Source organism: Herbaspirillum sp. 1130 (assembly GCF_017833835.1).
In the GTDB taxonomy this organism is placed as follows: Bacteria; Pseudomonadota; Gammaproteobacteria; order Burkholderiales; family Burkholderiaceae_D; genus Herbaspirillum; species Herbaspirillum huttiense.
Map to the genome: position 1 here is coordinate 764,707 of NZ_JAFICQ010000003.1, position 21,092 is coordinate 785,798.

General features: G+C 63.3%; 12 protein-coding genes. 9 read left to right on the forward strand and 3 right to left on the reverse strand.

From position 1 onward, the window contains the following. The first annotated feature begins 136 nt into the window (after positions 1-136). The 3 genes from JOD78_RS17100 (at position 137) to JOD78_RS17110 (ending at position 1,985) form a co-directional block, all read left to right on the forward strand. The gene (locus JOD78_RS17100) at positions 137-886 is read left to right on the forward strand and encodes an SDR family oxidoreductase (RefSeq protein ID WP_209568377.1); all 750 of its coding nucleotides are present in this window, start codon (positions 137-139) and stop codon (positions 884-886) included. Between the two features lie 33 nt (positions 887-919). Further along, complete coding sequence (locus JOD78_RS17105; protein ID WP_121039254.1) at positions 920-1,366, forward strand: Mpo1-like protein; 447 nt, start codon at positions 920-922, stop codon at positions 1,364-1,366. A gap of 166 nt (positions 1,367-1,532) precedes the next feature. Further along, positions 1,533-1,985, forward strand: coding sequence for a glycine zipper 2TM domain-containing protein (locus tag JOD78_RS17110; RefSeq protein WP_034336617.1), 453 nt, complete (start codon positions 1,533-1,535; stop codon positions 1,983-1,985). Positions 1,986-2,032: 47 nt separating this feature from the next. On the opposite strand, the gene JOD78_RS17115 is transcribed toward JOD78_RS17110, so the two are convergent. From JOD78_RS17115 to htpG, 3 genes are all read right to left on the reverse strand, one after another. Continuing rightward, the gene (locus tag JOD78_RS17115; protein WP_209568375.1) at positions 2,033-2,635 is read right to left on the reverse strand and encodes a GNAT family N-acetyltransferase; all 603 of its coding nucleotides are present in this window, start codon (positions 2,633-2,635) and stop codon (positions 2,033-2,035) included. Beyond that, a complete protein-coding gene (locus JOD78_RS17120; protein ID WP_134222013.1) occupies positions 2,616-3,143 on the reverse strand; it encodes an FUSC family protein in 528 nt (175 codons plus the stop codon). The genes JOD78_RS17115 and JOD78_RS17120 overlap by 20 nt, the downstream gene beginning before the upstream one ends. A 136-nt stretch (positions 3,144-3,279) precedes the next feature. Further along, positions 3,280-5,190: a molecular chaperone HtpG gene (htpG, locus tag JOD78_RS17125; protein ID WP_209568373.1), complete on the reverse strand. Its 1,911-nt coding sequence runs from the start codon at positions 5,188-5,190 to the stop codon at positions 3,280-3,282. Positions 5,191-5,628: 438 nt separating this feature from the next. On the opposite strand from htpG, the gene JOD78_RS17130 reads away from it, so the two are divergent. From JOD78_RS17130 to JOD78_RS17155, 6 genes are all read left to right on the forward strand, one after another. Continuing rightward, the gene (locus JOD78_RS17130; protein ID WP_134135350.1) at positions 5,629-7,278 is read left to right on the forward strand and encodes a TolC family protein; all 1,650 of its coding nucleotides are present in this window, start codon (positions 5,629-5,631) and stop codon (positions 7,276-7,278) included. Next, complete coding sequence (locus JOD78_RS17135; protein WP_198516499.1) at positions 7,278-8,051, forward strand: cell envelope biogenesis protein OmpA; 774 nt, start codon at positions 7,278-7,280, stop codon at positions 8,049-8,051. The genes JOD78_RS17130 and JOD78_RS17135 overlap by 1 nt, the downstream gene beginning before the upstream one ends. After that, positions 8,048-9,421 (forward strand): HlyD family type I secretion periplasmic adaptor subunit, encoded by a 1,374-nt coding sequence (locus JOD78_RS17140; protein WP_121039263.1) that lies wholly within the window; start codon positions 8,048-8,050, stop codon positions 9,419-9,421. Before JOD78_RS17135 ends, JOD78_RS17140 begins: the two co-directional genes overlap by 4 nt. Positions 9,422-9,548: 127 nt before the next feature. After that, on the forward strand, positions 9,549-11,219 hold the full coding sequence (locus tag JOD78_RS17145; protein WP_121039266.1) for a biopolymer transporter ExbB: 1,671 nt from the start codon (positions 9,549-9,551) through the stop codon (positions 11,217-11,219). A 29-nt stretch (positions 11,220-11,248) separates the two neighbouring features. Then, positions 11,249-12,952, forward strand: a complete 1,704-nt coding sequence (locus tag JOD78_RS17150; protein WP_034336595.1) for an ATP-binding cassette domain-containing protein — start codon at positions 11,249-11,251, stop codon at positions 12,950-12,952. Between the two features lie 89 nt (positions 12,953-13,041). Then, positions 13,042-21,075, forward strand: coding sequence for a calcium-binding protein (locus JOD78_RS17155; protein WP_245202164.1), 8,034 nt, complete (start codon positions 13,042-13,044; stop codon positions 21,073-21,075). The last annotated feature ends 17 nt before the right edge of the window (positions 21,076-21,092 follow it).

A 21,092-nucleotide genomic window follows, 5' to 3' on the forward strand; every position in this document is an offset into this window, starting at 1 on the left:
CATCGGCCTCGCCATCCGGGCACAATGGCGCGGCTGCAGAAGCGTCAGGCTTGCGGCAAAATGCACAAGAATTCACATCTTAGCGTAAGCTGCCCAGGCGTCACGCGCCGGGCCATTCACACAAGGGATACAGAACATGACAGACAAGGTCATCATCGTCACCGGCGGCAGCCGTGGCATCGGCGCGGCCACCGCGTTGCTGGCGGGCCAGCGCGGCTACGCCGTGTGCGTCAACTATGTCTCCAACCGCGAGGCCGCCGAGTCGGTGGCCGGTCAGATCCGTGCCGCGGGCGGCCGCGCCATTACCGTCGCCGGCGATGTCTCCAAAGAGGAGGACGTGCTGCGCCTCTTCACCACCACCGATCAGGAACTGGGCCGAGTCACCGCCCTGGTCAACAATGCCGGCATCCTGGATCACCAGTCGCGCCTGGACGCCATGAGCGCCGAACGCATCACCCGGGTGCTGGTCGCCAACGTCACCGGCAGCCTGCTGTGCGCGCGCGAGGCGGTCAAGCGCATGTCCACCCGCCACGGCGGGCAGGGCGGGGCCATCGTCAACCTGTCGTCGATGGCTGCCAAGCTGGGTGGGCCCGGTGAATACGTGGACTACGCCGCCTCCAAGGGGGCCATCGATGCCTTCACCATCGGCCTGGCCAAGGAAGTGGCGGGCGAGGGCATCCGCGTCAACGCCGTGCGTCCGGGTCTGATCTATACCGATATCCACGCCAGCGGCGGCGAGGCGGGCCGTGTCGACCGGCTCAAGGATGCCGTCCCCATGAAGCGCGGCGGCACTGCCGAGGAAGTGGCTCACGCCATCCTGTGGCTGCTGTCGGATGAATCTTCCTACGCCACGGGGACTTTCATCGACGTTTCCGGTGGCCGCTGAACGTCTGGCCGGCCATTGATCAGGGAGCTCACCATGGACAGCACCGTTTCACCGCGCCGCATCGATGTACTGCTGGCCCGCTATGCCGAGAGCCATCGCCATCCGATGAATGAACTGATCCACTGCATCTGCGTGCCGGCCATCGTGTTTTCGCTGCTGGGGCTGTGCTGGATCGTGTCGCCAGCCGTGGCCCTGCTGGTGGCTGCCGCTACGCTGGCTTGGTATCTGCGCCTGTCGCCGCCCTTTGCGGTGGGCATGCTGGCCATGTCGGCGGTAATGCTGGTGGTGCTGGCGCGGCTGCCCTTGGGAGCGGTCCTGCCGGTATCGGCCACGGTTTTCGTACTGGCCTGGATCGGCCAGTTCATCGGCCACCGCATTGAAGGCAAAAAGCCATCCTTCTTCGAGGACCTGCGTTTTCTGCTGGTCGGGCCCTTGTTTGTGCTGGCTTTCCTGTACCGGCGTTGGCACATCGCCTACTGAAGACGTCCTTGCGGGAACGATTGTCGACGCGCGGCCTCTTTGTATTAAGATGTAAAGGAATGTGTGCTTCCGCGCCGGATGCGCGATCATGTTGCGTTCGCGCGGACGCTCGAATCCCCCCGCTGCCCGGAGACGGGCCAAACAGTTCTCAGTCGGAGTTTTTAGTATGAAGAAATTGATTGTGATCGCAGCCCTGGGCTCCCTGGTAGCCGGCTGCGCAGTAACCCCCAACTCGGCCAGCGTCTACAACACCCGCCAGGCGCAGGGTGAGCAGACCGTGCGCATGGGCGTGGTCGAGTCGATCCGCAACGTCACCATCGACAAGGGTTCGAGCGGTGTCGGTACCCTCGGCGGCGCAGCATTGGGCGGCATTGCGGCCGGTTCCAACATCGGCGGCGGCAATGGTGCCCTGGCGGCCGGTATCGTCGGCGCGCTGGCGGGTGGCGTCCTAGGCAACCAGGCTGAAGCCCACCTGAACAACCGTCCTGGCCTGGAAATCACCGTGCGCCTGGATAACGGCGAGCTGCGTGCCATCACCCAGGATGCAGATGAACCTTTCCGCATCGGTGAACGCGTGCGTCTGCTGTCCAACGGCCGTACCACCCGCGTGACGCACTGATTTTTGCGAAGCGTATGAAGAAGCAGGGCTGCGGCCCTGCTTTTTTTTCAGGCGATCAAGGGAAGATCCTCGCCGCTGCGCCAATCGCGCCACGTCCTCTGGTGGATCTGGTAGAGACGGTGCAGGCGCAACGCGTGACCTGCTGGCAAACGGGGATGGAGAAAGTCATCTTTCATTTCCGAGCTCATGCCCAGTCGCTGCATTACCCCTAGCGAGCGCGTGTTGGCGGGTACCGTAAAAGCAACGATCCTTGGCAGCGCCAGTCTCAGAAAGCCGAAATCCAGCGCGCAGCGCGCTGCCTCCGTGACATAGCCTCGGCCCCAGAGCTCGGGAGCCAGCCGCCACCCGATTTCGATGGCTGGCGTAAAATGTGCCTCGAATCCGACATGCATCAAGCCAACGACCCCGGCCATTTCGCTGACGCCAGGGATCTCCAGAGCCCATGGGCCAAATCCATGCTGGACGAAATGCTCTTCTATCTTGTCGGCCAAGGCATTGCTCTCTGCTCGAGTCAGGCATTTTGGGAAGTGCTGCATGGCCACCGGATCGGCGTTGATCGCCGCCAGCGCTTCGCGATCCTCCGCTCGCCATCGCCGCAAGAGTACGCGGGGGCCCTGCAGTAAGGGCTCTTCAGGATGAGCTGGTGTCATTGTTGGCGGATGTTTGTTTGGATTTCAGTAGCCACATGTAGATCACCGTCTGCAGCAGCGCCACCGTACTGCCGATGATCACTTCCCCCACCCGCATCAAGGCCAGGTGCAGTTCCTGGCTCAAGCCATTGCCGCTGAAGGCCGCCGACAGCAGGATCACCACGGTCGCCGGTCCCAGCCGCCAGTTGCTCGGATAGTTCTGCAGCAGCATGGCTACCACCACCGCTGCGGTCAGCGCCACCAGCATGGCCAGGAAGGTCGGCCCGAACACCACCAGCGCGATGCAGGAAACGATGCAGCCCGAAATCGTGTTGATCAGCCGCGCCCGGAAATTGGCCTTGGCCACCGTCATGTCCGGCTCGGTCACGATGATGAGCGAAATCATGGCCCAGTAGGGCTCCTCGATGCCCAGGGCGCGCAGCCCGTACCACAGGATCAGGCAGCCGGAGAGGATCTTGACCAGATAGGCGAGGGCGTTCTTGCGGGGATTGATGAAGTGCAATTCCATAGGCCGATGTTAACCAGCCAGCATCGTGGCTGCAAGCCGATATGAATGAAAACGCCGCCTGCGAGTTTCCCCGCAGGCGGCGCTGCTGCCATCAAGCCATGACGGCCTGACGGCACAGTCCGGCAGATGAACGAACTTACTTCGCGGCCATGGCCAGCAGCATGTCGTTCAGGCGCTTCACGAAGCTGGCCGGATCAGCCAGTGCACCGCCTTCAGCCAGCAGGGCCTGGTCATACAGGATGTGCGACCAGTCGTCGAAGCGCGCTTCTTCGTATTTCAGGCGCTGCACCAGCGGGTGGTCCGGGTTGATTTCCAGCGTGGGCTTGGATTCCGGTGCCGCCTGGCCGGCTGCCTTCAACATGCGCACCAGGTTGCCCGACAGTTCGTTCTCGTCGGCCACCAGGCAAGCCGGGGAATCGGTCAGGCGGAAGGTCACGCGCACTTCCTTGGCCTTGTCGCCCAGGGCGGTCTTCATCTTCTCGACCAGTTCCTTGTACTCGGCTTGCGTCTCTTCATGCTGCTTCTTCTCGGCTTCGTTCTCCAGCTGGCCCAGGTCCAGGCCGCCCTTGGCCACCGAGGCCAGTTCCTTGCCTTCGAACTCGGTCAGGAAGGACAGCATCCACTCGTCCACGCGGTCGGTCAGCAGCAGTACTTCCACACCCTTCTTGCGGAAGATTTCCAGGTGCGGGCTGTTCTTGGCGGCCTGGTACGTCTCGGCAGTGACGTAGTAGATCTTGTCCTGGCCTTCCTTCATGCGGGCCACATAATCGGCCAGCGAAACATTCTGCACATCGCTGTCATTCTGGGTGGACGCAAAGCGCAGCAGCTTGGCGATGCGCTCCTTGTTGGCCGCATCCTCGCCGATGCCTTCCTTCAACACCTGGCCGAACTCGGTCCAGAAGGTGGTGTACTTGTCCTTCTGCGCCTGGTCTTCGCTGTTGGCCAGCTCTTCCAGCAGGCTCAGCACGCGCTTGGCCGAACCGTCGCGGATGGCGCGCACGTCGCGCGACTCCTGCAGGATCTCGCGCGAGACGTTCAGCGGCAGGTCGGCCGAATCGATCACGCCCTTGACGAAGCGCAGGTACACCGGCATCAGCTGCTCGGCATCGTCCATGATGAACACGCGCTTGACGTACAGCTTGATGCCGCCGCGCTTGTTGCGGTCCCACAGGTCAAACGGGGCGCGCGCCGGGATGTAGAGCAGCTGGGTATATTCGCTGCGGCCTTCCACGCGGTTGTGGGTGTAGGCCAGGGGCGCGCCGAAGTCGTGCGAGACGTGCTTGTAGAACTCTTCATATTGCTCGGGAGTGACCTCCGACTTGCTGCGCGTCCACAGGGCGCTGGCCTGGTTGACCGTCTCCAGCTCGTCCTTCTGCACGGTTTCCTTCTTTTCCTCATCCCATTCTTCCTTGTTCATCAGGATCGGCAGGGAGATGTGGTCGGAATACTTGCGGATGATGGACTTCAGTTGCCAGGCGGAGAGGAATTCATCTTCGCCTTCACGCAGGTGAAGAATGATGTCGGTGCCACGGCCCGGCTTGGTGATCTGCTCGATGGAGAAGTCACCCGCGCCTTCGGATTCCCAGCGCACGCCTTCGGACGCGGGGGTGCCGGCACGGCGCGTCTCGACCGTGATGCGGTCCGCGATGATGAAGCCGGAATAGAAGCCCACGCCGAACTGGCCGATCAGGGCGGCATCCTTCTGCTGGTCGCCCGACAGGCGCGAGAAGAATTCCTTGGTACCCGACTTGGCGATGGTGCCCAGGTGCGAGATGGCCTCGTCACGGTTCATGCCGATGCCGTTGTCGGAGATGGTGATGGTGCGCGCCGCCTTGTCGAAGCTGATCTTGATCTTCAGTTCCGGATCGTCCTCGAACAGGCTGCCATTGTTGATCGCCTCGAAGCGCAGCTTGTCGGCCGCGTCGCAGGCGTTGGAGACCAGCTCGCGCAGGAAGATTTCCTTGTTCGAATACAGCGAGTGGATCATCAATTGCAGCAGTTGCTTGACTTCGGCCTGGAAGCCCATGGTCTGTTTTTCGGTTGCCATGTGGTTGTCCTTAATTGAAGAAATGGATGAGTGAAATAGGCAGAGGTAATCGTCTGTGGGCAGGATATAGGGAGAGACTTGTGGTTTTTCAACCGCAATTTTTGGTGTTTTTGTTCACTTTGTGAGCATTCGCGTATTTCCTGATGGCATGTCTGCAACAAGCTGACCATAATTGCCGAAGTTAACTTTTATCAAGTCAATTGAAATTAAACGATTTTTCCGGGCTATTTGTAATTGAGTTGCAATCCGCCGGTGATAAAATTGTTTTAACAAAATGGTAACAAATTCGATCGGACTGATCGAACGGATGTGCAAGCCGGCGCTCCCTCATAAAAAGAACAGGAGTCTCCCCGGCTTGATGACGGGAATCGCAGCGAGGGCTGCCGATTCTTTCCTGGGATGCGGGTTGGGTAGGGGAGGCCGGTGGGATACCGGCTGATCGTGTTGATGAGAGTTCTCAAAAGCAAGCGTTTCATACTGGGCGTTTCATTGGGCTTGGCCGCGCATTCCGCGCCCCAGGCGGCTGACAAGCCGCCAGCCGACGCCGTCATAATGCAAACCACACCGGCCGCGCCGGCCACCTTCGACAACAAACTGGATGCTCCGCCGCAAATCCGGCTGGGTGCCGATCCTGCCGGCCCATCGGCGACGGACTACCGCCTGCCGGGTTTGCCGGCCGACACCCCGCCGCCCTCGACCCAGGATGAAATCCTGCTGTTGCTGCGCCAGTCCGATCCGAGCTTCTCGGGCAATCAGATCGTGCTGCCGCAAATCAGCATCGTCACCGAAGGCGAGACCGTCCCGGACCTGAGCCTGCGCAGCGTGCTCGACCTGGCGCTCAACAACAGTTACAGCTACGCCGCCACTTCCGCGCAAGCGGACCAGGCACGCTATGCCTCCAAGGCCACGGCCGGCCAGCTCGGCCCGACGCTGGACCTGCGGGCGCAGAAGGGCAATGAATATTCGTCGCCGTCTTCGGTGATCGATCCCAATACCGGCCTGATCCAGCGCGCCTCGTACCACAAGCGCTGGGACGTGACGCTGATCGGCCGCCAGCCCATTTTCGCGCCCGGTTCGTATTACGACTACCGCAAGAGCAGCTCGCTGGCCGACGCCGCCGACCTGCGCCGCGACGATGCCCGCGAGACCCTGTATTACAACGCCATCAAGGCGTATTACGACGTCATGCGCGCCTACGCCACGCTGTCGTTCTCGCGCAGCTACGCCCAGCGCATGGGCGCCTTGCTGGATTACATGAGCAAGCGCCTCGAAGGCGGCGGTGCCAGCCGCATCGACTTCGAACGCGTGCGCGGCCGCTCGCTCACGGCCCAGTCCGCCGTGGCCGAGGCCGAAGGCGCGCTGGAGAGCGCCATGGTGTCGCTGAACCAGATCACCGGCCGCAAGATCGAGCAGATCGAAGTGCCGGACCACATGATGCCGACCGTGCCGGATACCTCCAAGCTGGCCCTGCAGGATGTCTACGAGACCAACCCCGGCGTGCGTGCCGCGCGGCGCGACGTGGATGCGGCCAACCAGGAACTGAAATCGGCGCGCGCCAAGTTCTCGCCCACGCTGGCCCTGGAATGGACCCAGACCAAGACCCGTGGTGCAGGCGGTGCCATCGATACCACCGACAACACCTTGCAGCTGACCACCGACCGCCGCCTGATGATGGTGGTGAGCATGAACCTGCTCAATGGCGGCTCGGACATGTATTACAGCAAGCAGGCCGGTGCCAAGTACGTGGAAAAGAGCAACACCGCGCTCGACCTGGAACGCAAATTGCGTGAGCAGATCGAGATCAATTACCGCACCCTGGGCGCGGTGAGAAAGCGCATGGAGATTTCGCGCCAGGCCTATCTCACCAATGCCAACGTGGCCGATGTCTTCCTGGAACAGCTCTCCACCGGCAGCAAGCAATTGCTGGATGTGCTGGACGCCTACCAGCAGGCCTACCAGGCGCGCATGGACTTTGCCAACCTGTTGTTCCAGCAGGCCGATATCAGCTATCAGATCCTGCGCAACACCGGTCGCGCATCGGCACTGGAAACCCTGCCCACGCGGGCGGCCAACAAGACGGGGGAATGATGGAGGGCGGCAAGGAACAGAATTTCTGGCCAGGCTTCGTGGACGCGCTGTCCAACGTGGTGCTGGTGATGATCTTCGTGGTGGTGGTGTTCGTGGTGACGCTGTTCTACTACTCGCAGAAGCTGGCGCAGATGAAGGTCAGCAAGCTGATCTCGCAGGGCCAGACGCAGGTCGTGGGCGAATCCAAGGCCAGGAAGACCGACACCATTGCCACCGCCGACAGCACCAGCATCAACAGTGCCGAAACGCCCGGCGAGCGCGAGAAGGCGCAGGAAATCGAACAGCTCAAGCGCGAAGTGGCCAGCCTGAAAGCCAAGCTGGCCGCGCCGCCCCTGCAGTCCGACAACGGCAGCCTGCGCAGCGCCGCCGCACCCTCCAGCCCCAATGCGATCCAGGTCAAGACCGAACCCAACGACAAGGAAGTCGCGCCCGGCCTGCGCATCGATGCCAACGAAAAAGCGGTGACCCTGAACTTCGATGCCGATTCTACCCAGTTGAATGACGAGGGCAGCAAAGCGCTGGACAAGAGCATCGGCGACTGGGTGCGCCGCGCCAAATCCAGCCAGGGCAAGATCGTGGTCACCGGCGTGATCGGCAGCGGTGCCTACAGCGAGAGCCGGCGGCGTGCCTACTATCGCACCGTTGCGGTCCGCAATTACCTGATCGATGCCGGCGTGGACAAGGAACGCGTCACCAGCCGCGTAGCCACCGATGAAAACGGCAGCGGCAATGATGCCCGCGTGATCGTGCAATACCAGGCCTCGGCAAAATGACGCTCTCGCTCAAGCCCGGCACCGGCCACGGGATCAGTTCCCGCGGCAAGGGCTTCATGCGCCGCGTGGCACCGCGCCTGGACCGCCGCCTGGGCGAGCTGCAGGCCATGCCGCGTCCGCGCCTGGCAGTGCTGGCCTGCACGCTGCTGCTGGCCTTGCTGGTGATCTGGTCGATGCTGGCGCCCATTGATATGGTGGTGCGCGGCAGTGGCCGCATCGTCGCCTCCGAACACAATCAGGTCATCCAGCATCTGGAAGGCGGCATCGTCTCCGCCATCCTGGTGCGCGAGGGCGCGGTGGTCAGGAAGGGCCAGACCCTGATCTCGATTGCCGACGTGCGTGCCAATGCCGATCTCGGTGAAGGCCGCGTCAAGATCCTCGGCCTGCGTGCCAAGATCGCCCGCCTCTCGGCCGAAGCGGCGGGGGCTGCGAGCCTGCAGATGCCGGCTGACCTCGACCGCGATGATCCCGCTGTCCAAAGCGAGCAGGCCGCCTTCGCCGCGCGCTCGGCCAAGCTCATGCAGGAAATGTCGGTGCTGCGCGAGCAGGCCGCGCAACGCCAGGCCGAGCTGGGCGAAGCGGTCAGCCGCCAGAAGAGCCAGGCCAGCGAACTGGACCTGGCACAGCGCCAGTACAAGCTGATCCACAACATGCTCGAGCGCAATGCCGCCTCGCAGCTGGAAGACATCCAGGCCGCCGCCCGCGTGCAGGATGCGCAGAGCAAGCTCTCGGCCAACGATGCCATGATCCCGCGCCTGAAAGCGGCCATCGCCGAATCGCAGGCCAAGATGGGCGAAGCCTCATCGCGCTTCCGTTCGGATGCCCGCGCCGAACTCACTGCGGCGGAAACCGAACTGGCGCGCCTGCAGGAAGAAATCAAATCGCGTAACGACCGCGTATCGCGCTCGGAAGTGAAAGCGCCCATGGATGGCGTGGTCAACCGCGTGATGATCAATACCGTGGGTGGCGTGGTGCGGCCCGGCGACCCGATCATCGAGATGACCCCCAGTGACGACAAGCTGGTCATTGAAGCCCGCATCTCCCCAACTGACCGCGCCGAACTGGCCACCGGGGCCAAGGCGCGCGTGAAGGTCTCGGCCTATGACTACGGCGTGTATGGCGCCATGGAAGGCGTGGTCACCGAGATCAGCGCCGACACCGTCCCCGATGAAAACAATCCGCGCGGTGAGCGCAGCTACCGCATCAAGATCGCCGTCCAGCGCGGCGACAACGATCTGCAGCGCAAGCTGGCCCTGATGCCCGGCATGACCGCCAGCGCCGACATCATCGTCGGCCGCCGCACGGTGTGGCAGTACCTGATGTCGCCGCTGTCGCGCTTCGGCCAGGGTGCCCTGCGGGAGCCGCGATGAACCGCGCCGCACTGCCTGAAGTGCTTTATTGCTCGCTGCAAAGCCACATCCACCAAGGCTTTGCGGCGGTTGACGTTTTCTGCACCATCCACTTTCCCTGCGTTCTTTTCTCCGGAACCTCGCACGTATGAAAAACCTTCGCCAGTTCTACGCTCTTGCCGCCATCCCGACGCTCCTGCTGCTGTTGGGCGCTTTCCTGTTCCGGGGATTCGTGGGGCATGCGATCCAGATCAATCCCTTCCTGAACCTGTTCATCATCGCGGTGGCGGTGTTCGGCATTGCGCTGATCTTCTACAACCTGTACCGCGTCAACTGGGAATACGACAAGCTGATCCAGTTCTACGACCGTACCAAGGCCGGCGAATCGATGGAAAGCCTGGTGAAGGCGCCTGAATTCGAAGGCACCGAGATCGGCCAGGTGCTGGTGTCCGTGGCCAGCACCAAGGGCCGGCTGACTTCCCGTATCGAACAGGAAACCATCGAAGGCTCGCTGCACGACCTGCGCGCGCACCTCGAAGCCAAGACCGAATTCCCGCAATTCCTGACCGGCTTCATGATCGCGCTGGGTCTGCTCGGTACCTTCATCGGCCTGCTGGAAACCCTGGTCAGCACCGCCGCCCTGATCGACGGCTTCGGCAAGGCCAGCACGGCCGGCGACATGGATGCCTCCTTCATGCACCTGGTGGCCGACCTGCAAAAGCCGCTGGCCTCGATGGGCACCGCCTTCTCGGCCTCGATGTTCGGCCTGATCGGTTCGCTCGCGCTGGGCCTGACCCTGACGCCGCTGCGCGCGGCCAGCAAGAAGCTGGTCACGCGCGCCCGTGAATGCATCAGCGACATGGTGCAGCACGTGGTGCATGACATGAGCGGCCCGGCGGCCACGCAGCGCCAGGGCGTCTCCGAAACCTTCCTCGCCGAATTCCTGCAGGATCTGATGGTGCTGCAGCGCGAATCCATCATGGCCGCGCGCAACAGTTCGGAAGCCTCGCTGCAGGCCGGCATCAAGCTCGAAGGCCTGAACGACCGCCTCAACAACATCGTCCAGCTCTTCAACGACAGCATGGAAGAATCGCGCAGCCTGCGCCAGCTGGTGGCCTTCGGCCCGCGCATGCACGAGACCGCGCAGCAGACGCTGGAAGAAATCCGCAACGTCGGCCAGCTGATCAACACCAAGATCACCTCCGCCCGCGATCTCTCCGACAGCCTGTCCTCGCTGGAAGAACGCCTCTCGGTCAATGGCGACATCGCCAACCGCACCTTCGAAGTGATGCCGCAGATCGTTTCCACCATCCAGGCCGGCCAGCTGGCGCTGTCCACCGCGCTCAGTTCGCTGCAGGCGCAGCAGGGCGAGATCTCCAACATGAACGAAAAGAATGCGCAGAACATCGCGCAGCTGCCGGCACTGCTGAACCAGATCTCGGTACGCCTGGCCGACGAGATGGGAGCGATCCAGTACCAGGGCGAACTGCAGGCCACCGTGGCCGCGCGCCTGAACGAACTGGGCAACACCATCGGCGAGAACTCCAGCAACATGGCGCGCGATGCGCTCTCCGCACGCCAGCTGCAGATCGACCTGGCCAAGCACATGGCGATGCAGAACGACCGCGTCAAGAACTTGGGCGCCATCCCGCAATCGCTGACCTCCATCACCGAAGCCCTGATGCGCCAGAACATCAACTGGCAGACCGTCATCGACGAGATGCGGTCCGGCCGCCAGACCATGGTCAAGGACCTGCGCCTGGAACTGCGCGAAGCGATCCGCGAAATCACCGCCACCAACCGCGGCGGCCAGGCCTGATCGCGGTCTGACGACGAACGCCACGCACCATGAACGCCAGCGAACAGGTCCACATCGATCAGCCGCAAGTCCGCACGGACCTGCGCGCCGATCCCACTTACCTGACGCTGCTGCGCGCCTATGGCAGCCGCTTCGTCGAGATCATCGTGGCCGGCATCCTGGTCAACCTGCTGGGCCTGCTGATGCCGCTGTATTCGCGGCTGATCTACGACAAGGTACTGGGCAACCACATCCCGGAAACGCTCTGGGCGCTGACGCTGGGCATGCTGCTCTTCATCGGCCTGGAGCTGGTATTGCGCATCATCCGCGTGTATTACACCGAGCAACTGGCCGGCCGCCTGGATGGCGAATTCGATGAAGTCTCGGCACGCCGCCTGCTGACGGCCAAGGTACAAGCACCGGTGGGCGTGGTGCTGGCGCGTTACCGTGATCTCTCGGCCGCACGCGACCTGCTCTCGTCCAACTACATGCTGCTGCTGGTGGACCTGCCGTTCCTCGCGCTGTACCTGGTGGTGCTTGGCCTCATCGGCGGCCACATGGTGTGGGTGCTGCTGGTGGGCGGAGCGCTGCTGGTCGGCATGCAGCTGCTGCTCAAAGTCCCGGCCAATGACTATGCGCATGCGGCCATGAAGGCAGGTACCGGCAAGGTGGACAAGCTGGCCAGCATCGTCTACGGCATGGAAACGCTCAAGACCACGCCGCTGCAGGACCGCCTCATGCGCGCCTTCCTGGCCGATGCCGGTGCCAATGCCGTGGCCCAGGCCAAGAGCCGCTTCTGGATGAATACCAGCTATGCCATCTCCACCGTGGGCTACACCTTCATCGCGGTGGCCACGCTGGTGGTCGGCGTCTATCTGGTGGAAGACAACCTGCTCACCGTCGGCGCGCTGATTGCCTGCTCGCTGCTGATCAGCCGTGCCACCACGGTGCTGTCGTCGCTGGCAGCACTCCTGGGGCGCATCGAGATGTTCCGCCGCGCCCGTGCCGAATTTGACCAGCTGTTCGAAGAGCAGAAAGAGACACCGACCGCCGATGTGCTGCGCCAGGAAATGCGCGGCCTGATCCAGGTCGGCAATCTGCTGCTGCACCTGGACCAGAAGGAAAACGCCACCTTGAAAAACATCTCGCTGACCATCCAGCCCGGCGAGAAGGTCGGCCTGGTCGGGCGTTCCGGCTCGGGCAAGTCGACGCTGCTGCGTGCCCTGGCCGGCCTGCACCAGCCCGACGAAGGGCACGTGCTCATCGATGGCGTGGCCGTGACGGCCTATGCCCCCGAGGTGCGGATGCGCTGCATCGGCTTCAAGCCACAGGAACCCTTCCTGTTCGATGGCACGGTAGCGGCCAACATCTTCGTGGGCGACCGCGTGCCGGGGCAGGTCTATGAAGCGGCGCTGGCGGTGTCTTCGCTGGATGACCTGATCGCGCGCGGCGAGCTGCGCCTGGACCAGGCCATCAAGGCCCCCGGCAATCTCTCCGGCGGCCAGCGCCAGATGGTGGCACTGGCGCGCGTGATCGCCTGCACCCCGCGCATCCTGCTGCTGGACGAACCGACTACCGGCGTGGACCAGCAGACCGAGGCCCGCATCATCGAGCGACTGGCGGCGTATGCCGGCCCGCGCACGCTGGTGGTGGCCACCCACAGCCCGGCGCTGTTGCGCCACGTGGACCGCATCATCGTCATCGACGGCGGGCGCATCGTGGCAGACGGACCGCGCGACCAGATTTTGCAGTGACGCTGCCCGGCAGGGTCACCCCGAACCAGATTCAGATTCAGATTCAGATTCAGATTCGACATCCGAACGATCTTCGATAGCGAGGAAACATGGCAACCGCAAGCTCATCACAAGCGAACTCCGCGGACAAGGTAGCAGGACCCGTGCGCGTGGTCATGCCCGACCAGGCCGGCAGCTTCCAGGTCAGCGCCAACCGCGCGGCCGTACAGCACGTGCAGGTGGTCGACGTGGACATGGTGCTGCACATGGCCGACGGCACCAAGGTGGTGCTGGCCGGCGGAGCCATGGAAGCCATGGACGACAAGTCCAAGGTCAGGTTCTCCGACACCAGCGCCGATACCGGCAAGCTGCTCGATACCGTGGGCAAGATCTCGCTCAAGCCGAACGACCAGTCGCGCGTGCTCAATTCCGATCCGGTCGCCTCTGCACCCAACGTGGCCCCGGCCCAGCAGGTCACGGTGGACCGCAACTCGGCCAGCGTCGGCAGTGAAGGCGCGACCCAGTTCGCCCAGATCATCAGTGACAACGCCGCCTCGCTGACCAGCAGCAGCGGCACCGGCAAGACCGCCAATTCCACCGGCCCGCTGACGGCCGGCGACACCAGCCATTCAACCGTGACCAGCACGGCGGCCGCCGCAGCGGCCTCGCAGTCGCAGCCGACCACGCAACCGGTCCAGCCGCAATCGGTGATTGCGCAGACCGCCAATCCCAACGCCAACGAAGCGCCGGTCAAGCCGGTGGAGCCGCAACTGCCGCCGGAACGTCCGGGCAGCAAGCCGTCCACCATCGTGGTCGATCCCTCGCAACCGTCGATGGCGATCAAGCTGGTCAACCTGGCCACCACCACGCAGACTGGCGACACGCTCTTGGGCAGCGGCGGCATTCCGGTCTCGGCGACGGACGCCGGCCTGCCGCTGCAGTTCAGCACCCAGGTCATCAATGCGCCCGACAGCGTGCATACCATCTACGCAGCGGGCAACAACGCCGGTACCTTCATCAAGGTGTTCGACGTCACCATCACCGGCAATGGCACGGTGCTGTCGGTGACGGTCTCGGGCGTGCCGGCGGGGATGTCCATCGTCAACGGTACTGACCTCGGTGGCGGACGTTTCCAGATGACGGTGGCGGCCGGCCAGACCGACTTCCCGTTACAGTTCCAGTACAGTACGGTGGAAGCCAATTCAGCCTCACCGGTACACCAGGCCTTCGATCTGAGCTTCAGTACCGTGGTGGCCACCTCCAATGGCCAGCTCACCCTCAACGACACGCGCCACGTGGCCATCAAGGATGCCACCGGCTATGGCGACCTGAGCTATCTCGATCCGGCCACCGGCGACCCGGTACTGGTCCTGCCGGCCCAGGGCCTGCCGCACGAGATCCATGCCGGCAATGGCGGCGTGACCGTCTATGGCAGCAACGCCAATGACGTGATCTATGGCGGCACCGGCAACGACGTCCTCATCGGCGGCACCGGCAATACCTTCTTCGAGGGCGGCGCGGGTGCCGACCAGATCGTGGGCGGCGTCAACAGCACCGGCACCAATGTCAACACGGCCAGCTATGCCGGGTCATCGGCTGGCGTGACGGTCAACCTGGTGACCGGCACCGGCACCGGCGGCGATGCCCAGGGCGACCAGTTGAGCAACATCCAGAACCTGCGCGGCAGTGCCTTCAGCGATACCTTCGTCGCCAATGCGGCGGTCAATCGACTGGACGGTGGCAGCGGCGGGTCCGATACAGTGTCATACGCTTCCTCGAACAGTGCCGTGACAGTCAACCTGGTCACCGGCACTGGCACGGGCGGATACGCGCAGGGCGATACCTATACACATATCCAGAACGTCATCGGCAGCGACTACAACGACATCTTCGTCGCCAGTGGCGATGCCAACCGTTTTGATGGCGGATCGGGCTCCAATACGGTGTCCTACGCCAGCTCCAATGCCGGCGTGAACGTCAACCTGCAAAGCGGCGTGGGCAGCGGCGGAGCGGCGGCGGGGGATACCTACGTCCGCATCCAGAACGTGATCGGTACCGCCTTCAACGATACCTTCGTCGGCAGCGCCGACGCCAACAGCTTCGACGGCGGCAGCGGCGGCAGCGATACCGTCAGCTATGCCGGCTCGACGGCCGGCGTGTCGATCAACTTCGTGTCCGGACGCGGCACCGGCGGCTATGCTGAAGGCGACACTTACAACCACATCCAGAATGCGGTCGGCTCGGCCTTCGATGACGTCTTCATCGCCGGCGTGGACAGCGTGCACTTCGATGGCGGCAGCGGTGGCTCCGATACGGTGAACTACGGTGCCTCCACCGGCGCGGTCACGGTGAACATGATCACCATGAGCGGCAGCGGCGGCTACGCGCAGAACAATACCTACACCAACATCCAGAACATCGTCGGCAGCTCCTACTCCGATACCTTCATCGCCAGTGCCGCCGCCAACAATTTCAACGGCGGACTGGGCGGCTCGGATACGGTCAGCTATGCCAACTCCAATGCCGCAGTGACGGTCGACCTGACCCACACCGACGGCACCGGCACCTCCGGCGGCTATGCCCAGGGCGACGTGCTGGCACATATCCAGAATCTGATCGGCAGCGCCTTCAACGACACCTTCATTGCCAGCGCCGACGTCAACAACTTCAACGGTGGCGGTGGCTCCAACACGGTCAGCTACATCTTCTCGACCGGTGGCGTGACGGTCGATCTGACCAATGCCATCGGCACCGGTACCGGCGGTTACTACGCGGCGGGCGACTCCTTCAGCAACATTCAGAACCTGATCGGCAGCGCCTATGACGACACCTTCGTGGCGAGCGCCGACGCCAATACTTTTGATGGCGCGGGCTCCAACCACAACCGCGTCAGCTATGCCGCCTCTACCACCGCAGTGACGGTGGACCTGAACTTCACCGATGGCACCGGCACGTCCGGTGGCTATGCGCAGGGTGACAAGCTCTCCAACATCCAGGACCTCACCGGCGGTGTCGGCAATGACACCTTCGTGGCCAGTGCAGCAGCCAACAACTTCGACGGCGGGGCCGGCTCGAACCGGGTCAGCTATGCCGCATCGAACGCCGGGGTTACGGTGGACCTGGTATTGGGCAGCGGCAGCGGCGGCTATGCCGACAACGATACCTACGTCAACATCCAGAACGTCACCGGCAGCACCGGCAATGACACCTTCATCGCCAGCCTGGCGGCCAACGACTTCGTCGGCGGGGGCGGCACCAATACGGTCAGCTACGCCAAGGCCAGCGACGGCAACGGCGTCACCGTGGACCTTTTCCATGGCACCGGCAGCAACGGCTTCGCCGGCGGTGACACCTACAGCGGCATCCAGAACGTGATCGGCTCGGCCTACGATGACACCTTCATCGCCGACAGCAACACCAACGTCTTCGCTGGCGGGCTCGGTTCCAATACGGTCAGCTACGCCTTCTCGACGGCAGCCGTCACCGTCAACCTGGTGACCGGCAGTGGCAGTGGCGGCTTTGCCGCAGGCGATACCTACACCGGCATCCAGAACGTGATCGGCTCCTCGCTGGACGATGTGATCATCGCCAGCAGCGAAGCCAACAGCATCGATGGCGGCACCAGTGCGGCCAGCTCGCACAACCGCGTCAGCTATGCCAGCTCGGATGCTGCGGTCACGGTGGACCTGAGCTTCAGCAACGGTAGCGGCACCTTCGGTGGCTATGCGGCCGGCGACAAGCTGGTCAATGTGCAGGACCTCACCGGCAGCATCTACGACGACACCTTCGTCGCCAGTCTCGCGGCCAACAATTTCGATGGTGGCACGGGCTCGCTGCACAACCGCGTCAGCTATGCGCACTCGACCGCCAGCGAGACCATCAACCTCTTCACCAGCAGCGGCAGCGGCACCTATGCGGCGGGTGATACCTACACCAACATCCAGGATGTGACCGGCGGTTCGGGCGATGACCTCATCATCGCCAACGTGGCTGCCAACTTCATCGATGGCGGCAGCAGCACGTCCAGTTCGCACAACCGCGTGAGCTACGTCAACTCGACCGTGGCCGAGACCGTAGACCTGTTCAATGGCGTGGGCACGGGCGGTACGGGCAGCCTGGCCAATGGCGATACCTACGTCAATATCCAGGACGTGACCGGCGGCAGTGCCGATGACACCTTCATCGCCAATGCCGCGGCCAACAATTTCGATGGCAGCGGCGGCACGCACAACCGCGTCAGCTATGCCAATTCCAGTGTCGATGAAACGGTCAACCTGATCACCGGCCTGGGGAGTGGCGGTACCGGCAGCCTGGCCGCAGGCGATACCTACACCAACATCCAGGACGCTACCGGCGGCAGCGGCAACGACACGTTCTACGGCAATGGCGTGGCAAACCGTTTCGATGGCGGGGGCGGCAGCCACAACCGGGTCGACTACAGCGGTTCCACCGTCTCCGAATCGGTGAACCTGTTCACCGGGACCGGCACGGGCAGCACCGGCAGCCTGGCCAATGGCGATACCTACACCAACATCCAGGACGTGACCGGCGGTACCGCCGATGACGTCTTCACGGCCAGCGCGGCGGCCAACAATTTCGATGGCGGCACCGGCTCGTTGCACAACCGGGTGAGCTATACCAATTCCACCGTTGACGAAACCGTCAACCTGGTGACCGGACTGGGCAGTGGCGGCACCGGCAGCCTGGCCAATGGCGACACCTACGTCAACATTCAGGACGTCACCGGCGGCGGTGGCAACGACACCTTCTACGGCAACACTGCCGCCAACAATTTCGATGGCGGCGGCGGCAGCCACAACCGGGTCAGCTACAGCACCTCCACCGTCGCGGAGACGATCAACCTGTTCACCGGCAATGGCACGGGCAGCACCGGCAGCCTGGCCAATGGCGATACCTACACCAATATCCAGGACGCCACCGGCGGTTCGGCTGACGATCTCTTCGTGGCCAGCGCGGCGGCCAACTATTTCGATGGCGGCACCAGCACGGCCAGTTCGCACAACCGCGTCAGCTATGTCAACTCCGCAGCTGACGAAACCATCAACCTCTTCACGGGACTGGGCAGCGGCACGCTTGCCGCCGGCGACACCTACACCAACATCCAGGATGCGGCCGGTGGCAGCGGCAATGACACCTTCTACGGCAACAGCGCGTCCAACAATTTTGATGGCGGTGGCGGCACGCACAACCGGGTCAATTATTCCAACTCCACGGCCGACGAAACCGTCAACCTGATCGCAGGCACCGGCAGCGGCGGCACCAACAGCCTGGCCAATGGCGATACCTACACCAACATCCAGGACGTGACCGGTGGCAGCGGCAATGACACCTTCTACGGTACGACGGCCGCCAACTTCTTCGATGGCGGTGGCGGCAGCCACAACCGCGTCAACTACAGCAGCTCCACCGTGGCTGAAACGGTCAACCTGTTCAACGGCACCGGCAGCGGCGGCGCGAACAGCCTGGCCAATGGCGATACCTATGCCAACATCCAGGATGTCACGGGCGGCTCGGCCGATGACGTCTTCATCGCCAACAGCGCGGCCAACTTTTTCGACGGCGGTACCAGTACGTCGACCTCGCACAACCTGGTCAGCTATGCCAATTCCAGCGCCGACGAAACCGTGAACCTGGTCACCGGCACCGGCAGTGGCGGCACGGGCAGCCTGGCCAATGGCGATACCTACATCAACATCCAGGATGTCACCGGTGGTGGCGGCAACGACACCTTCTACGGCAACAGCGCGGCCAACAAATTCGATGGCGGTGGCGGCACCCACAACCGCGTCAACTACAGCACCTCGGCTGTCTCGGAAACCATCAACCTGTTCAATGGCACCGGCAGCGGTGGCGCGAACAGTCTGGCCGACGGCGATACCTACACCAACATCCAGGACGCCACCGGCGGTACCGCCGATGACGTCTTCATCGCCAGTGCGGCGGCCAACGCGCTCGATGGCGGCACCGGTTCGCTGCACAACCGCGTGAGCTACGTCAACTCGACCGCCGATGAAACCATCAACCTGCTCACCGGTACCGGCAGCGGCGGCACGGGCAGCCTGGCCAATGGCGATACCTACGCCAACATCCAGGATGCCACCGGCGGCAGCGGCAACGACACCATCGTGGCCAGCCAGGCAGTGAACTTCCTGGACGGCGGCGCTGGTTCCAATACGGTCAGCTATTCGGGTACGCCGAGCAGCAACGGCTCCACCGGCGTGACGGTGAATCTTTCGACCGGTATCGGCAGCGGCAACTACGCCCAGGGCGATACCTATGCCAACATCCAGAACGTGATCGGCAGCGCCTGGGCCGATACCCTGACCGGTTACGCGACGGCTGGCGTCACTTCGGTGCTGACCGGCGGCCAGGGGGCCGACAGCCTCACTGCGGTGGTGGCCAACCGTGCCGACACCTACGCCTCGTATGCCGGTTCGTCAGCGGGTGTGAGCATCAACCTGCAGGCCGGTACCGGCACCGGTGGCGATGCCCAGGGCGATACGCTGTTCAACATCGACAACGTCATCGGCAGCAGTCTCAACGACACCTTCTTCGCCAGCGCCAATGCCAACAAGTTCAACGGCGGCGCGGGTGGTTCCGATACGGTCAACTATTCGCTCTCCACCAGCAGCGACAGCACCGGCGTGACGGTGAACCTGTCCACCGGCGTGGGCAGCGGCAACTATGCGCAGGGCGACACTTACACCGCCATCGAGAACGTGGTCGGCAGTGCCCAAAACGACACGCTGACCGGCTTTGCCACGGTGGGGACGCAGTCCGTGCTGGAAGGCGGCGGCGGGGCCGACACCATTACCGCGGTGCTGGCCAATCGCGCCTTCACTTATGCCTCCTATGCCGGTTCGGGAGCGGCGGTGACCATCGATCTCAAGAACGGCACCGGCACCGGCGGCGACGCCCAGGGCGATATCCTGGTCAACATCGACAACGTCATCGGCAGCGCCTCCAGCGATCTGTTCAAGGCCAGCACCCAGGCCAACAAGTTCGATGGCGGCAGCGGCGGGGTCGATACGGTCAGCTACGAGTACGATACCGGCGGCGTGACGGTGGACCTCACCAATACGCTGGCGGCGACCGGTACCTATGCGGTGGGCGATACCTTCACCAACATCGCCAACCTCACCGGCGGCTCGGGCAACGATACCTTCTATGCCAGCAGCGTGGCCAACGCCTTTGATGGCGGGGCCGGCAACAACACGGTCAATTACGCGCGCTCGGGCAGCACGGCGGTTGTGGTGGACCTGTATCACGGCACCGGCAGCGGCGGCTATGCGGCGGGGGATACCTACGTCAACATCCAGAACGCGACCGGCAGCGCCGGCAGCGATACCTTCTACGCCAACAGCGCGGCCAACGTCTTCAACGGCGGGGCAGGGGGCAGCGATACGGTCAGCTACCTGTATTCGACCGGCAGCGCGATCACGGCCAGCCTGGTGTCGGGTGCGGGGGGCAGCGGCGGCGATGCCAGCGGCGACAGCTATGTCGGCATTGCCAATCTGGAAGGCAGTGCCAACGTGGACAGCACGCTGACCGGCAACAGCGCGGCCAACGTGCTGTCGGCACGCGGCACGGCGACCACCAACGTACTGAGCGGCGGTGGCGCGAGTTCGGGCACTGATGTGTTCAACGTGGTCGATGGCGGCCACAATTCGGTGACGGTCGGCAGCGGCAACAACCTCATCAACGTCAGCGCCGGTTCGCACAGTTCGGCGGGGGCCCAGAGCGACATGGTCAACCAGACCACAGGCACCTCCAACATCAACAGCATCAGCGGTGGCGCAGGCGTCACGACGCTGCACTTTGCGGACCTGGGGACGTCACTGAACCTGAGCAACTTCTCCAGCAAGGTCACCGGCATCACCACACTGGACGTCAGTGCCGGCAGCGGTACCAACGTGATCATCACGGCCGACGATGTGCGTCAGATGGGCATGGCCGGCAGCGGCATCTCGAAGATCCTCACGGTCAAGATGAGTACCTCCGAGAGCTTGCAGATCATGGCCAACGGCTCGGACCATTACGTCTACTTCCCCGGCACGACCGACTATGCCTTCTACAACGCCAGCAACCAGGAAATTGCCCGCATCCACCTGGTCACTGCCTGATGTGATGTGACGATGAT